This window comes from Humibacter sp. (assembly GCF_051954055.1).
Lineage (GTDB): Bacteria > Actinomycetota > Actinomycetes > Actinomycetales > Microbacteriaceae > Humibacter.
In genome coordinates, this window is record NZ_JBQCIE010000101.1 from 1 (window position 1) to 15,053 (window position 15,053).

A 15,053-nucleotide genomic window follows, 5' to 3' on the forward strand; every position below is an offset into this window, starting at 1 on the left:
CGCGAGCCGGTAGTCGAGCGCGATGGTTCTAACGCTGTGCGCCTTTTTTCGCTGTTCGGATAGGGGGGTGCCGTGCTGCGCGACGGCCTCGTCGAGGGATGCCGCGATCGGGTCGTCAGCACCGGCGCCGCGCTGCAGCACCCGCAGCTGCATTCCGAGTGCGACAAGACGTTGCTGCGCGCCGTCGTGCAGGTCGCGCTCCAGCCGGCGGCGTTCCTCGTACCCCGCGCGGAGCATCCGCTCCCTGGATGCCTCCACCTCGGCGGCCGCGACCGTCAGCTCCGACCGCAGCCGCACCGCATCGAGCAGCGGGGCCGTCGCACGGGCGATCGCCGCGGCGGGCCGCTTGGCCCGCGCGGCGGACGGCACGATCGCCCCGATCTCCTCACCACGGGAACGCACGGTCGTGGCCGTGGCATCGGCGGTCACACGCTTCCCATCGAGTCCGACGAGGGCGCGATCGGCGAACCGTCGGTAGGCGACGACGAGTCCTGGGTCGCGCAGGCTCTCGCGTAGCGCGCGCTGAACATCCTCGGGTTGTTCCAGCCCTGCGTCGACGCGCGAGGACAGCCGCCGCAGCAAGGCGACACTGCGTGCTCGCTCCGGGTACAACAGGCGGTCGAATCCTCGCCGCGCGAACGGGAAGGCGATCACGCCAGCGAGCGCCGCCGACGCCGATACCGTCGCGGCGACCACGGCCGGCCACTCGTCCATGCCGGTGCCTGCCGCAGCGCTCGCGATGCTCAGCCCGAGAAGTGCGGCCGCGATCAGCGCCAGCGCCGTGACGGTGGAGACGGCCGCTCTGTCGACGTCGAAAAGCTGCGGTCGGGTGAGCGCGATCGTCGCCCCGGTCGGGATCGCGATGAACATGACCAGCAGACCGGCTCCGACGAGATCGGGCGTACCGAACGCGAGATAGCTCGCCCAGCACAGCAGCAGGGTGAGCGGAAGCGAGAGGCCGGCGACGAGCACCCAGCGCAGTCGGATCCGCTCCAGTTCCCCAGCACGTCGATAGCGGGCGAACGGTGCGACCGTGCACGCGACGAGGAGCACGAAGAACAGTGCGAGGAGCACGAAGCCCACGACGGTCAGCTCGTCCGACTCCGGGGCGACCGTCGACCGAACGGCGTTTCCGACGACGAACGCTCCGACGACGCCGGAGAGCACGGAGGCGACCGCTCGCCAGGCAGCGGATGCCGGCCGCCCGGCAGGCACGACCAGCAGAACCAGAGCGAGCGGCAGGTAGAGCAGCATCCAGGCGCCCTCGAACAGGCCGAACGCATCGGTGCGCACGCAGTTCGTGAGCACCAAGACGAGTGCAAGCGAAGCCAGCAGGGGAGCCGTCACATCGCTCGGCGCTCCCTTCGCGACGATGCCTGCGAGCGCCAGCTGCAGCGCTGCCACGACGATCACCACCGCCACCTGGCCGGGCGACTCAAGCCAGGGCCCGGCGTAAGCGATGAGCAGCACCGCTGAGACGAGTGCGGCCGCACCCAGGAGTGCCACCGCGACCGTCGTCCACGGCACGCGCGTCCGCTGCGCAGCGGGCAACCCCGGTGCCTGCCCCATGACAGAACCATAGGACCGGCCGGTGGCCAGAGGCATCCGTGCCAGCACGTAGCCGGTCCCGGTGCCTGCACCGATCCGAAGCGTGCGGCGCCCGGCGAGAGTGGGAGCGAGCGGATGCACCGGCATCCGAGACACAAGGAGGTAGTCATGACCGCGGTGACCTCGCGTCCTGCGACGAACGTCGGCGTCGACCCGACCATCGGCTTCCGGCGGGTGGCAGGCGCCGTGGCGCTGCCCGTCGCCTTCGCCTGCCAGTTGGTCTGCAATGCGACGTACGCACTGGCATCCACCGGCAACGCCGGAGACGGCGGAACGGGTGAGCAATCGCTCGAGTTCTACGCCTCGCACACGTCGGCGATGGTGTTCGCCACGGTGTTCGCGCTGGTCGGATGCCTGCTGGCAGTCCCGGGAATCCTCGCGGCACTGCGCGTGCTGCGGCCGTCGAAGCCGAGGCTCGGGCTGTGGGCGGCCGTGCTCATGGTCGCCGGGTACATCGCGTACTTCGGCCTCAACGTCACGAACTTCGACTCCCTAGCGCTGGCCCAGTCCAACCTGCCGAGGGCAGGTGCAGGAGCGGTGCTGGACGCCGCACAGGGGAGCCCCGCGGCGATGCCCGTGTTCCTCCTGTTCGTCGTCGGCAACCTGGTCGGCACCCTGCTGCTGGGCCTCGCCATCGTGCTCGGCGGCCGGCGCGTCGGAGTGCCATGGTGGGCGGGCCTTCTCGTGCTGGGGTGGACCGTCGGGCACGTCATCAACATCCTCGGCGGCGGAGAGTGGTTCGCCGTGGCGGGCGGCGCTCTGGAGGTGATCGGCCTGGTCATCCTCGCCGCAGCGGCGGTGCGCACGTCGAACGCCGAGTGGTCGGTGCGGGGCTGAGTCGAAGCGTCAGCGGTTGCCCGCGCCGGGGTCATCCGGCGCGGGCTACGTCACAGCTTGGCGAGGAGGGCTCGGATGCCGCAGTAGAGGCCGTAGACGATGAGGCCGAGCCCCACCACCCAGAGCAGAACCTCGCCGAAAGTGAGCCCGCGCAGCAGCTTCAGCGCGGCGTCCAGTCCGCCGGCGTCCCGGGCATCCCCGGTGACCGCCGCCACTGCGAAGAAGACGCCCACGATGCCGAGTGCGACGCCCTTCGCCACGTAGCCGACCAGACCGACCGACGTCACCGCGACCGCCCAGCCCGTTGCGGGCATCCTCAGCTGCTTGCGAAAGGTGCGCCTCGCGCCGATGACCGCGAAGCCGATGCCGATGCCGAATATCGTGGCGCCGGCGAGCACGACCACCAGGCCGCCGGCGGGAGTCTGAAGCAGCCCGGCGCTCAGCGTCTCGACCGTGTGGTGCGAGTTCGCCCGGCCACCGAGCGCGAAGATCAGCGCAGAAACACCGATTACGGCGTACGCGACCCCTTTGGCAGCCTCCGAGCCCCGTTTGCCCCATCGTTTCGCGGCTCCGTCCCTCCAGACGAGCACGGTCTGGGCCACCTGCCACAGAGTGAGTGATCCGAGGCCGGCGACCATCATCCAGAGCAGCACCGCCCCGCCCGACGTGTGAGCGATCTGCGACATCGCACCGGACTGGTCCGCCACACCGCCGGACCCGACGGCGAGCGAGATGGCGCTCGCTCCGACCAGGATGTGCACCACGCCGAGCACTGCGAAGCCCGCACGCGTGAGAAGACGGAGGACCGTGGAGTCCTCGGCGGTGGCCGCAGCCGTCTTGACGCCCTCTTCGGCTGCTTCGGCCGCGTCGGCCGCATCTGAGCGACCGCCCTGCTCACCTGCGTTGTCACCATCGGACGAATCGAAAGCGTGCGATTCGCCGTGGACCATGCGGTCACAGTAGCGGGCTCACACGGGCGTCGAACAACCGCGCTCGCGAGGAGGCATCGACCGTGACGCGAGGGGCATCGATCCGGTAGTCTGAATGGTCAGCCCTTGCGAGGGTGACGGTGTGATGCCCGCAGGTCCTACGGACTGCGGGCGTTCAAGTGAAAACGGACGACGAACTGAATAAAGGGGGCCGAAGGTGGACATCGACCTCAGCGTCTTGCGCCTGATGGAGCGCGAACGGGAGATCCCGTTCGACGAGCTCGTGGAGATCATCGAGCAGGCGATCTTGACGGCGTACCTGAAGCACACCGATCAGGCGTCCCACCGGCACAGCCAGGGACACAGCGAGGAGTCGCCGGCGGCCCGCGTCCACCTCGACCGAAAGACCGGCCACGTCACGGTCTACGTGCCCGAGTTCGACGATGAGGGCAACGTGATCGGGGAGTCCGAGGACAGCCCGAGCGATTTCGGTCGCATCGCGGCGTTCGCAGCGAAACAGGTGATCAACCAGCGGTTGCGTGACATCCAGGATGACGCGGTGCTCGGCGAGTTCAAAGGCCGCGAGGGCGACGTCGTCGCCGGGGTCATCCAGCAGGGGCCGAATCCGCGGATGATCCACGTCGACCTGGGTGCGGTCGAGGCGATCCTGCCTCCTGAAGAGCAGGTGCCGGGCGAGGAGTACTCACACGGGTCACGCATCCGCGTGTACGTGACGAGCGTGTCGAAGGGGCCGAAGGGACCGTCGATCACCGTGTCGCGCACGCATCCGGCGCTCGTGCGCAAGCTGTTCGCGCTCGAGGTGCCCGAGATCGCGCACGGCGTCGTGGAGATCGTGTCGCTCGCCCGCGAGGCAGGTCACCGCACGAAGATCGCGGTTCGGGCCAACCAGCCCGGCGTGAACGCGAAGGGTGCGTGCATCGGCGAGCTGGGGCAGCGGGTGCGCGCCGTCACTGCTGAGCTGAACAACGAGAAGATCGACATCGTCGACTACTCGCCCGACCTGGCCACATTCGTGGCCAGCGCGCTATCGCCCGCGAAGGTGACCAAGGCGTTCGTCGTGGACGAGTCGCTGAAGGCCGTTCGCGCACTCGTGCCGGACTACCAGCTGTCGCTCGCGATCGGCAAGGAGGGCCAGAACGCCCGCCTGGCCGCAAAGCTGACGGGCGCGAAGATCGATATCCAGCCGGACACGGCTGGATAGCGATCTTCGCGAAAGGCGGCAGCCAGGCGATGCCGGTGGCATCGCCGATCCGGCAGACCGCGAAGCCGGCGCGGCAGCGTCACCCGCAACGCCGCCAACATGACAGATCGCGCTCTCCTGCCCAGAACAGGCCGATCTGGCATGGTTCCGGCCGGATGTCATGTTGAACGGTGCACGGCTCGGTCCGAGCCGCGCCGACCAAGGGGGTAGAATGGAATCCGTGAGAACGTGCGTCGGATGCCGTTCTCGCGCTTCTCGATCCTCTCTTCTGAGGGTTGTCGCCCGGAATTCGCAGCTTGTGGCGGACGAGTCCGCCCGGATGCCCGGCAGGGGCGCGTGGCTGCATCCGACTTCCGAGTGTCTCGACAAAGCGATCCGGCGACGCGCCTTCGGGCGTGCGCTCCGGGTCGAAGGACCTCTGGACACCCGGCCACTAGAGAACAGGCTGAACGGCTAATGGACAACTGATGAGCGGCTCGAAATGAGACCCGTCCACCACTAAGGCTTGCCCCTGCTCGGGCAAGTCCCGAACAGGAGAATTGTGGCTGCAAAACCACGCGTACATGAGATCGCGAGCGAGCTCGGTGTCGACAGCAAAGTCGCGCTCGCGAAGCTCAAGGAGCTCGGCGAATTCGTCAAGGGACCGTCGTCGAGCATCGAACCCCCGGTCGCCCGCAAGCTGAGGGCGGCGCTGGAGGCGGACGGCGCTAAGCCGTCGACGCCCGCGCCGTCGAAGCCGGTCGCGACCCCCGCATCCAAGCAGGCGGGTACCCCGGCGACCGTTCCGGCCGGCGCCGCGCCCAAGCCGGGCGCTCCGAGGCCGGCACCGACTCCGAAGGCCGAGCCGAAGCCCGCAGAGGCCAAGGCGCCGGAGGCGAAGCCCGCCGACACCAAGCCGGCGTCCAAGCCGGGCGACGGATCCGCTGCCCGCCCGGGTGCGCCGCGTCCGAGCGGCCCGCGGCCCGGCAACAACCCGTTCGCGAGCTCGCAGGGCATGGGCCAGCGCCCGGCCGGCACCCCGCGTCCCGGCAACAACCCGTTCGCCAGCTCCCAGGGCATGGGCCAGCGGCCCACGCCTGGGAACATCCCGCGGCCGCAGGCTCCGCGTCCCGGTTCGCCGCGTCCCGGCGGCCCGCGTCCGGCAGGTGCCGGTCGTCCAGGCGGCGGTCGCCCAGGTGGCGGCGGTGGTCGTCCGGGCGGATTCCAGCGCCCAGGCGCCGCCGGTGCAGGCGCTGGCGGCTTCAACCGTCCGGGCGGCGGTTTCGGCGGTCCACGTCCCGCCGGCGGTGGCGGTCGCGGTCGCGGCCCGGGCGGCGGCACCGCTGGTGCATTCGGTCGTGGCGGCGGCAAGAGCAAGGCCCGCAAGTCGAAGCGCACGAAGCGGCAGGAATTCGAGATGCGGGAGGCTCCGTCGCTCGGCGGCGTGAGCGTTCCCCGCGGCGACGGCAACACCGTCATCCGTCTGCGCCGTGGCGCATCCATCAGCGACTTCGCCGACAAGATCGACGCCAGCCCGGGCAACCTCGTGACGGTGCTGTTCCACCTCGGTGAGATGGCCACCGCCACGGAGTCGCTCGACGAGGCGACGTTCGAGGTGCTCGGCGCCGAGCTGGGCTACAAGATCCAGGTCGTCTCGCCCGAAGACGAGGACAAGGAGCTCCTCGAGGGCTTCGACATCGACCTGGATGCCGAGCTCGAAGAGGAGTCCGAAGAGGACCTGGTGGCACGGCCGCCTGTGGTCACCGTCGTCGGCCACGTCGACCACGGTAAGACGCGTCTGCTCGATGCGATCCGTCAGAGCAACGTCATCGCCGGCGAGGCGGGCGGCATCACGCAGCACATCGGTGCTTATCAGGTGTGGACGGAGCACGAGAACTCCGAGCGTGCGATCACCTTCATCGACACCCCGGGTCACGAGGCGTTCACCGCCATGCGTGCCCGTGGTGCGCAGGTGTCCGACATCGCGATCCTCGTGGTCGCCGCTGACGACGGCATCATGCCGCAGACGATCGAGGCACTGAACCACATGCAGGCGGCCGACGTGCCGATCGTGGTCGCGGTGAACAAGATCGACAAGCCGGATGCCAACCCCGCCAAGGTGCGCCAGCAGCTGACCGAGTTCGGCCTGGTCGCCGAGGAGTACGGCGGCGACACCATGTTCGTGGATGTCTCCGCTCGCGAGAACATCGGCATCACCGACCTGCTCGACGCCGTGCTGCTCACCGCCGATGCGGGTCTCGACCTGCGCGCGAACCCCGACAAGGATGCTCGTGGCGTGGCCATCGAGGCCAAGCTGGACAAGGGCCGTGGCGCCGTGGCGACCGTGCTCATCCAGTCCGGAACGCTCCGCGTCGGCGACTCGATCGTCGCCGGCACGGCCTACGGACGCGTGCGTGCCATGCAGGACGAGAACGGCGACGCGGTCGAAGAGGCCTTCCCGTCGCGTCCCGTGCAGGTGCAGGGTCTCTCGAGCGTTCCGCGCGCAGGTGACACGTTCATCGTCACCGAGGAGGACCGCACGGCCCGCCAGATCGCCGAGAAGCGCGAGGCGGCCGAGCGCAACGCTCAGCTGGCGAAGGCGCGCAAGCGCATCAGCCTGGAGGACTTCACGCGAGCCCTCGAGGAGGGCAAGGTCGAGTCCCTCAACCTCATCATCAAGGGCGACGTCTCCGGTGCCGTCGAGGCGCTGGAGGAGTCCCTGATGAAGATCGAGGTGGACGAGAGCGTTCAGCTGCGCATCCTGCACCGCGGCGTCGGCGCGATCACCGAGAGCGACATCGACCTGGCAACGATCGACAACGCGATCGTCATCGGGTTCAACGTGCGCCCCGACGTCAAGGCCCGCGAGCGTGCTGCGCGCGAGGGCATCGACGTGCGGTTCTACTCGGTCATCTACAACGCCATCGACGACATCGAGAACTCGCTCAAGGGCATGCTCAAGCCCGAGTTCGAAGAGGTGCAGTCCGGTGTCGCCGAGATCCGCGAGGTGTTCCGCTCCTCCAAGTTCGGCAACATCGCCGGTGTCTACGTGCGAAGCGGAACCATCACCCGCAACGCCAAGGCCCGCGTCATCCGCGACGGCGTCGTGGTGGGGGACAACCTCGCCATCGAGTCGCTGCGTCGCTTCAAGGATGACGTCACCGAGGTTCGCACCGACTTCGAAGCCGGTATCGGCCTCGGCAGGTACAACGACATCCAGGTCGGCGACGAGATCGAGACGATCGAGATGCGAGAGAAGCCGCGGTCCTAGTCGGTAACGGGGTTCCCGCTCGACTTTCCCCTTCGGGGAAGAGAGCGGGGACCCCTACCCCGATTCCCCGAAGGGGAAAGTCGAGCGGCAACCCCTTCGGCAGCAACACGGCCGGGGGAGAGAAAGAGGTAGAGAGATGGCTGACGAAGCACGGGCCAGAAAGCTCGCTGACCGCATCAAGGAGATCGTCGCCAGGAGGCTCGACAAGGGTCTGCGCGACCCGAGACTCGGGTTCGTGACGATCACGGATGTGCGCGTCACCGGCGACCTTCAGCACGCCAGCATCTTCTACACCGTGTACGGCACCGACCAGGAGCGCGCCGATTCCGCGGCTGCACTGAAGGCGGCGACCGGGATGCTGCGCACCGAGGTGGGCAGGAACATCCAGGTGAGGCTCACACCGTCGCTGGAGTTCATCCCCGACGCGATCCCGGAGAACGCGGCCCACATCGAGGACCTGCTCCGCACCGCGCAGGAGCGCGATGCGGAGGTCGCCGGGCTGGCGGCATCCGCCCAGTACGCCGGCGACGAAGATCCCTACGTGAAGCCGCGCGAACTCGACGAGGACGAGTAGCGGCGTCAGACGAAGCGGATGCTCTGCTGCAGCCGCGTGCGAAGCTCGAAGAGCGTGGTGCCGTCGGGCCGCGGCGTATCGGCCACGCCGGTTCGCAGTAGGTGCGCGAGCACCGACGACTGTGCGGCGACGAGCGTGATCCCGCGTGAGCGGCCGACCACGGTCACCGACTGGTCGAGGTCGGCATCCGGCAGCACCACGACGGCGATCGTGAACTTCACGCCCGCCGCTCTGCCCAGAGTGCGGGCACGGGCGGCGAGTTCGTGCAGCGGCTGCCTCTCATAACCGGATGCCTCGCCCTCCGGCACGAGGTCCCCGCGTCGAACGAGCGCCCTTGTGGCCCAGTCCTCCGACTGCACGGCGAACAGTCCGGTCGGTCCGAGCACCACATGGTCGATCTTCTCGACCCGTCCGTCGGCGACGGCGGAGCGGCCGGTCGCATCCACGTCGTGCCACACCGTATAGCCGATACCGAGTGTCGTGAGCGCGCGGGCCGTGTTCTCCTCGGCGACGGCATCCGCGAGCGCATGGCGGATCTCGCGAGGCGCTGAGCGCACTAGAGCCGGGTCGTACGGGTCTGCGATCGGCTCGCCCAGTCCGACCCATTCGCGCATCATGGCGAGATAGCGCTCGCGGGAGAAACCGCCGGGATGCCCGTAAGCCCTGGTCTGCGGACGCGACTGCTGCCGCGGAGCCCTCGGCGGCTGGGGAGCCCAGGTGCGCGGCGCCTCGCGTGGTCCATTGCCCCGGTCATATGCGGCGCGCGCCTCTGGTGTGCCGATGACTGCCCACGCGTGCTGCACGGCGACGAAGAGGGCATCCGACCCGCCGGTGTCCGGATGCGCCTGCCGCAGCATCCTGCGATAGGCGACGCGCAGCTCGTCCTGACTGGCCGAAACGGGCACGCCGAGCACCTCGTAGGGCGAAGCGGAGAGCGGGCTGTCAGGCATCGAACACTCAGATTAGAGGTTCCGATCAGGCAAGTGCTGAGACGCGCTCGGGAGCGCGCTGAAGGAGCTCCGAGTCGAGCTTCGTCTCCATCGGCGCTGCATCGTCGCACGCGAACGACCGACGGTACGCGCTCGGCGCCACGCCCACCTCTCGGGTGAAGTGGTGGCGGAAGAGGGTCGCGCTGCCGAAACCGCAGGATGCCGCGATCTCGTCGATGGAGGCATCCGTCGTCTCCAGCAGCAGGCGGGCGTGCAGCACCCGCTGTGCGGTGAGCCACTGCATCGGCGTCACGCCGGTCTCGGCCACGAAGCGACGTGCGAATGTGCGCGTCGACATGTGTGCGAGCTTCGCCAGCGACGCCACCGAGTGCTGCCGGGCGAGATTGGCGTTCATGAATTCGAGCGCGTCGACGAGCGCGTCGCACTCCGCCTCCGGCACCGGCCGGCTGATGTACTGCCGCTGGCCGCCGTCGCGCTGTGGCGGCACCACCATGTTGCGGGCGATCACGGTCGCCACCGCGCTGCCCAGCTCACGCCGCACAAGATGCAGGCTCGCATCGATGCCCGCGGCCGTGCCGGCGCTCGTGATGATGTCCCCGTCGTCGACGAAGAGCACGTCCGCGTCCACGCGGGCGCTCGGATGCCTGCGCTGCAGCTCGTCCGCGTACCTCCAGTGCGTCGTGCACGGGCGTCCGTCGAGCAGTCCGGCCGCACCCAGCACGAACGCGCCGGAGCAGGCGCTGAGCATGATGGCACCCCGAGCGGATGCGCGGCGCAGCGCGTCCAGCAGCTCAGCCGGGTACTCGTCGTCGGGCCGGATGATGGCGGCAGGCACCGCGATGACGTCGGCATCCTCCATCGCCTCGAGGCCGAGCGGGGGAGTGATCGGCACACCCACCTGCGTCGTGACCGGGCGCCCCGGCTCGATCCCGCACACCCGGAAGTCGAGCCGTGGAACGTCGGAGTACACGCTCCGGTCGAGTCCGAACACCTCGGCGAGAAGGCCGAATTCGAACACCGCGAGATCGTCAATCACCGGCACTGCAACGCTGCGCAACATGCAGCCAGTGTAGTGGCGGAATCTTTATGAAGGTAGTCTCTCCGCCATCTGGTGGCAGTATTTAGGCGATCGTAATGTCAGTGACATGACTCAGCACATCGCATCCGGCCACTCGTTCACCGCTCCCGTACCCCGTCACGTGGCGCTGCAGGGCATCGACCACGGATACGTGGAGAAGCCCGCTGGGCGCAAGGAGTTCGCACTCTGGAAGTGGTTCCCGAAGGCGATTCTGCAGCACGGCGGCTCGGTCACGCGGGACGACGAGCGCGCCTACCGCGACCTGCAGGCAGTGCGTGACCGCAACGAATGGGCGTGATCGTGGCCGCGCTGAAGTCCAGGATGACGCTGTGGGCGTTCCTCGCGCTCTCCCTGGTGTGGGGCGCGAGCTTCCTCTTCATCAAGGTGGGACTGCAGGGACTCTCGCCGGCGCAAGTAGTGCTCGGGCGCATCCTTCTCGGTGCTGTCGCGCTCGCCGTCATCATGACGGTGACCCGGCGTCGCTGGCCGCGAGAGCTGCGGGTCTGGGGACACATGCTCGTCGTCGGGATCTTCTTCTGCGCTGTGCCGTTCACGCTGTTCGCGTGGGCCGAGCAGTACGTGCCGAGCAGCCTCGCGAGCATCTACAACGCCGCAACGCCGATCATGACCCTGCTTCTCACGCCGCTGATTCTGCGTTCCGAGCGTCTGGGGCCCGCGCGAACCGCGGGACTGGTGATCGGCATCCTTGGTGTCGTCGTGCTGACCGGGCCGTGGCAACTGATCGGATCGAGCGACCTGCGGTCGACGATTCCGGCCCAACTGGCGTGCCTCGGGGCGACGGCGAGCTACGGGTTCGCGGGCCTCTACCTGCGGCGGTTCGTGAGCGGTTTGCCGTACGACTCGGTGACCATCTCGTCGGTGCAGCTCGCCATGGCGAGCCTCGTGGTGCTGCTCGCAGCGCCGTTCGTCGCCCGGGGACCTGTGACGCTGAACGGTCCGGTCGTTCTCAGCATCGTCGTGCTCGGTGTCGTCGGCACCGGCGTCGCGTACGTCTGGTACACGCGGATCATGCGCGAGTGGGGTGCGGCGCGAGCCTCGACCGTCACTTACCTCACGCCCGTCGTCGGGGTGGTTCTCGGTGTGCTCCTGCTCGGTGAGAGCGTGCACTGGTACGAGCCGGTGGGCGGCGCCATCGTCGTGGCCGGCATCCTGGTGAGCCAGGGCGTTTCATCCGCGCGACTGGCGCGGACCCGGCGTCCCGCGGCATCCGGCTATTCCGGCAGCGCGTAGCCGTCGTCGACCGCGGCGGCGAGCCCGTCGGCGACCAGTCCGGCGAGCGCGCGGTCGCGCTGCTCGGCGTGCGGCCACAGAGCGCCCAATTCGTCGCCCGTGACGGGCCTGTGCGCCGAACGCAGCTCGCGCAGAAGGATGCCCCGCACCTGCCGGTCGCTTCCCTCGTACCTCTTCTGCACGGCACGCCGCGCACCGAGGTACGGCGGACGGCCGGCGACGCGCCAGGCGCAGGCATCCGCCACCGGGCAGGCGTCGCATCGCGGGGACCGCGCTGTGCAGACCACGGCCCCGAGCTCCATGGTCGCGGCGTTGAAGACACGGGCCTCCGCCTCGTCGGTCGGCAGCACGGACTCCATGGCGGCCAGGTCGCGGCGCACGTTCGGCGGCGCCGGCTCGCCCTGTCCGTCGAGGCACCTGGCCAGCACCCTTCGCACGTTCGTGTCGACGACCGGATGCCGCTTGCCGTACGCGAACGCGGCGACCGCTCGAGCCGTGTAGTCGCCGATGCCGGGCAGGGCGAGCAGTTCGTCGACGTCGCTCGGTACGACCCCGTCGTGCCGCTCGGTGATCGCGACCGCGCAGGCGTGCAGCCGAAGCGCCCGCCGCGGGTACCCGAGCCCTTGCCATGCCCTGATCGCCTCGGCCGGAGGCGATGAAGCGAGGTCGGCCGGCGTCGGCCAGCGGTCCAGCCACTCCTCCAGGCGGGGGATGACGCGCACGACGGGCGTCTGCTGCAGCATCACCTCGCTGACGAGGATTCCCCAGGCACCGAAGCCGGCACGCCGCCACGGCAGGTCCCTGGCTTCGCGACGGAACCAGCCGTTCAGCGCACGCGCGAGGTCGCCGGCGCGGGAGGGTGCGGCATCCGTCTCGACGTCGTTCACGGCACCCACCGCTCCAGCGTACGAGTTCGCAGGCAGTGGGAAGTGGCGAGGCGAGTCCGCCGGTTCACTTCGCTGCCTAGCTCAGTTGATGATCTCGGCGTTCTCGTTCGAGAGAAGCGCCGAGAGCCGCTCCCGCCAGGTCTGCAGCTGTTCCGGTGTCAGCCTGGTCCACTCGGTCACCTCGCCGATGATCCGCAGCGGCTCGGTACTTCGGTACGACTTCGTGGGGTTGCCGGGGAACTTCTTGTCGGTCACATTCGGGTCGTCTTCGAACGATCCGGTGGGCTCGACCACATACAGATGGGGAACCGCGCCGCCTCCCGCGAGTTCCGCCGCGACCTCCGCAGCCAGACCGGCTCCATCGACGAGCGCCGTGAAGTAGATGTGATTCATCACGATCTCGGGTCGGTAGTTCGAAGGATGACCGGCCGTGAGGAGGTCACCCACCTCGAGGTCTGCCACGGTGCCGTGGAAGAACGGACCATCATCGACCGGTTGCGACATCTGAACTCCTTCCCTCGTGAACCAAAGACCCAAGCGGCGACTCGTGTTCATAACTCAGGAAGACCTGCCGTACCTTGAGCCGGAAGCCGCACGATTCCGCGGTCGTGGTGAGGTCGCAAGACCATCCTGCCTGAGTTATGAACCGGGAAGCGGCCGCATCCGGCCTGTGCCCACGCCCTATCGCGGCTGCGCCGCTCAAAGGCTCCATCGGCTCGGCCCTGCGAGCAAGCTCGCAGCGCTCTCGCCTCAGTCGCCTCTATGCTGTCGGCATGCAGCTGGCGACGACACCGCGCACGGCCTTCCTGCGCGAGTTGAAGGCGGAGATCGCGCACAACTATCCCGCCGGACGCGTCATCATCGCCGTCGACGGCGCCGAGGGCTCCGGCACCGCGGAGTTCGCGGACGACCTCGCTGCCGTGTACCGCGAAGCGGGAACAGCCACGGCTCGCGCGTCGATGCGCGACTTCCACCTGCCGAGGGAGATCCGCCACCTGCACGGCAGAGCGGATGCCGGCGACTACTACCAACGCTCGTTCGACTACGAGACGCTGCGGAGGGTGCTGATCGACCCGTTCCGACTCGGCGGATCGACCGGATTCCAGACCCGCGCGTTCGATGTGCGTCGCAACGCTCCGGTCCTCTCGGAATGGCAGACCGGACCGGCCGACATGGCTCTCATCATCGACGGCCCGTTCCTGCTGCGGTCCGAGGTCCGTGGCGCATGGCACTTCTCGGTGCTTCTCGACGTTCCGCTCACCGAGGTGTACGCGCGGCTGGCCGCGTCCGATGGCAGGGATCCCGATCCGGATGCCCCGGCGAACGCTCGATACGTCGGCGGCTGGCGACGGTACGGCACTGAGGTCGAGCCGCAGTACCTCGCCTCCGCTGTGGTGGATGTCAGCGACCCTGAGCATCCTCGCCGCGAGTACCCCGACACCGGGTGCGCCTGCTTCTGAGTCAGCGCACCGGGAGCCGGCCCGCGTCGTCGCGCTCGAGGAACGTGCCGTTCTGCTCCAGCCGGTGCATCGCCTCGACGATCGCCGCGTTCACCGGCGCCTGCCGTCCGATCGCGGCTGCCGCCCGCACGACCGCACCGTTCAGGTAGTCGATCTCGGTGGTGCGTCCCCGCCGCCTGCTCTGCAGCGTCGAGCCGAGGTTCGGCACCGGCCCCATTCGCCGAGCCATCAGCCCAGGCAACGATCGTGCTGCCCACTGCGGCAGTACCGAGAACACACGCAGCATCGGATGGCTGAGACCCTGCACGTTCGCGAACGTCACGCCCGAGGCCAGTCCGATCCGCACCGTCTCCCGCATCGACGCCGTGACCACCCGCCCGAGCCGGGCATCCCGGATCGTCTCCTGCACGCTCAGTCCGGTCAGCGCAGGCATCGCGTTCACCATGTTGATCACGAGCTTCGACCACTGCGCGCCGACGAAGTTGCGGGTGGCGACGGCCGGCATCACGGAGCCGAGCAGTGCGGCCGCGCGGCGGGCGGCATCCGTCGGTTCCCCCGGCCCGTCGCCGAGGTACGTGCTGCCGTCAGCCGTCACGGTGACGTGTCCCGGCTCGACGTACTGCGAGGCGTACAGTGCGAGCCCGCCGACCAGCTCCGAATCGGGGAGGATGCCCGCCGCGATATCCAGTGCCTCCAGCCCGTTCTGCACGACCACCACGGTGATGCCGCGCAGCCGCTCAGCGTTCTCGCGCAGGGCGGATGCCGCATCCTGCGCCTTCGTACACACGAACGCAAGCTCTGGCCCGGCCTCGAGTCGTTCGGATGCCGGCACGCGAGCGACATGCTCGCCCCAAGCCCCGTCGAGATGCAGGCCGTGCTCGCGGATGGCTGCGAGGCCGTCGCCACGCGCGGTGACGGCGACCTCGTGGCCGGCTCGGTCCAGAAGCGCGGCGATCGTCCCGCCGACGGCCCCTGCCCCGATGATGCCGATGCGCACCCGGAAAGCT

15 protein-coding genes are annotated in these 15,053 nt (G+C 68.9%); 8 read left to right on the top strand and 7 right to left on the bottom strand.

Features of this window, described 5'->3' with window-relative positions:
- Window positions 1-1,569, bottom strand: a 1,569-nt coding sequence (locus tag ACTHNC_RS12380) for a histidine kinase (protein ID WP_440294910.1), incomplete at its 3' end; no start/stop codon positions are given.
- A gap of 147 nt (window positions 1,570-1,716) precedes the next feature.
- Here ACTHNC_RS12380 and ACTHNC_RS12385 point away from each other — a divergent pair.
- On the top strand, window positions 1,717-2,445 hold the full coding sequence (locus tag ACTHNC_RS12385; protein WP_440294911.1) for a hypothetical protein: 729 nt from the start codon (window positions 1,717-1,719) through the stop codon (window positions 2,443-2,445).
- 50 nt (window positions 2,446-2,495) lie between these two features.
- On the opposite strand, the gene ACTHNC_RS12390 is transcribed toward ACTHNC_RS12385, so the two are convergent.
- Window positions 2,496-3,395 carry a DUF1206 domain-containing protein gene (locus ACTHNC_RS12390; protein ID WP_440294912.1) on the bottom strand — a complete coding sequence of 300 codons (900 nt, stop codon included), beginning with the start codon at window positions 3,393-3,395 and terminating at the stop codon, window positions 2,496-2,498.
- Between the two features lie 196 nt (window positions 3,396-3,591).
- Between ACTHNC_RS12390 and nusA the strand changes: the two genes are divergently transcribed.
- The 4 genes from nusA to rbfA all read left to right on the top strand — a co-directional run bounded on the left by nusA (window position 3,592) and on the right by rbfA (window position 8,420).
- Window positions 3,592-4,596, top strand: a complete 1,005-nt coding sequence (gene nusA, locus ACTHNC_RS12395) for a transcription termination factor NusA (protein ID WP_440294913.1) — start codon at window positions 3,592-3,594, stop codon at window positions 4,594-4,596.
- A gap of 211 nt (window positions 4,597-4,807) precedes the next feature.
- Entirely contained in the window at window positions 4,808-5,053 is a 246-nt protein-coding gene (locus ACTHNC_RS12400) for a YlxR family protein (protein ID WP_440294914.1), read from the top strand.
- 84 nt (window positions 5,054-5,137) lie between these two features.
- Entirely contained in the window at window positions 5,138-7,846 is a 2,709-nt protein-coding gene (gene infB, locus ACTHNC_RS12405; RefSeq protein WP_440294915.1) for a translation initiation factor IF-2, read from the top strand.
- Between the two features lie 136 nt (window positions 7,847-7,982).
- Window positions 7,983-8,420, top strand: a complete 438-nt coding sequence (rbfA, locus tag ACTHNC_RS12410; RefSeq protein WP_440294916.1) for a 30S ribosome-binding factor RbfA — start codon at window positions 7,983-7,985, stop codon at window positions 8,418-8,420.
- 5 nt (window positions 8,421-8,425) lie between these two features.
- Here rbfA and ACTHNC_RS12415 read toward each other — a convergent pair whose 3' ends face one another.
- Both ACTHNC_RS12415 and ACTHNC_RS12420 read right to left on the bottom strand, forming a co-directional pair.
- Window positions 8,426-9,370: a J domain-containing protein gene (locus ACTHNC_RS12415; RefSeq protein ID WP_440294917.1), complete on the bottom strand. Its 945-nt coding sequence runs from the start codon at window positions 9,368-9,370 to the stop codon at window positions 8,426-8,428.
- Window positions 9,371-9,395: 25 nt separating this feature from the next.
- On the bottom strand, window positions 9,396-10,430 hold the full coding sequence (locus ACTHNC_RS12420; RefSeq protein WP_440294918.1) for a helix-turn-helix domain-containing protein: 1,035 nt from the start codon (window positions 10,428-10,430) through the stop codon (window positions 9,396-9,398).
- 85 nt (window positions 10,431-10,515) lie between these two features.
- Here ACTHNC_RS12420 and ACTHNC_RS12425 point away from each other — a divergent pair, with 85 nt between their 5' ends.
- On the top strand, window positions 10,516-10,746 hold the full coding sequence (locus ACTHNC_RS12425; RefSeq protein WP_440294919.1) for a hypothetical protein: 231 nt from the start codon (window positions 10,516-10,518) through the stop codon (window positions 10,744-10,746).
- Window positions 10,743-11,699 (top strand): DMT family transporter, encoded by a 957-nt coding sequence (locus tag ACTHNC_RS12430; RefSeq protein WP_440294920.1) that lies wholly within the window; start codon window positions 10,743-10,745, stop codon window positions 11,697-11,699. Before ACTHNC_RS12425 ends, ACTHNC_RS12430 begins: the two co-directional genes overlap by 4 nt.
- On the opposite strand, the gene ACTHNC_RS12435 is transcribed toward ACTHNC_RS12430, so the two are convergent.
- Together ACTHNC_RS12435 and arr are read right to left on the bottom strand one after the other, a co-directional pair.
- A complete protein-coding gene (locus ACTHNC_RS12435) occupies window positions 11,681-12,529 on the bottom strand; it encodes an A/G-specific adenine glycosylase (protein WP_440294995.1) in 849 nt (282 codons plus the stop codon). The two genes, ACTHNC_RS12430 and ACTHNC_RS12435, sit on opposite strands and share 19 nt — an antisense overlap.
- A gap of 138 nt (window positions 12,530-12,667) precedes the next feature.
- A complete protein-coding gene (gene arr / locus ACTHNC_RS12440; protein WP_440294921.1) occupies window positions 12,668-13,090 on the bottom strand; it encodes an NAD(+)--rifampin ADP-ribosyltransferase in 423 nt (140 codons plus the stop codon).
- Window positions 13,091-13,359: 269 nt separating this feature from the next.
- Between arr and ACTHNC_RS12445 the strand changes: the two genes are divergently transcribed.
- A complete protein-coding gene (locus tag ACTHNC_RS12445; RefSeq protein WP_440294922.1) occupies window positions 13,360-14,046 on the top strand; it encodes a uridine kinase in 687 nt (228 codons plus the stop codon).
- 1 nt (window position 14,047) lies between these two features.
- Here the strand turns inward: ACTHNC_RS12445 and ACTHNC_RS12450 are convergent, their stop codons facing one another.
- Window positions 14,048-15,043: a ketopantoate reductase family protein gene (locus tag ACTHNC_RS12450; protein ID WP_440294923.1), complete on the bottom strand. Its 996-nt coding sequence runs from the start codon at window positions 15,041-15,043 to the stop codon at window positions 14,048-14,050.
- Window positions 15,044-15,053 lie beyond the last annotated feature (10 nt).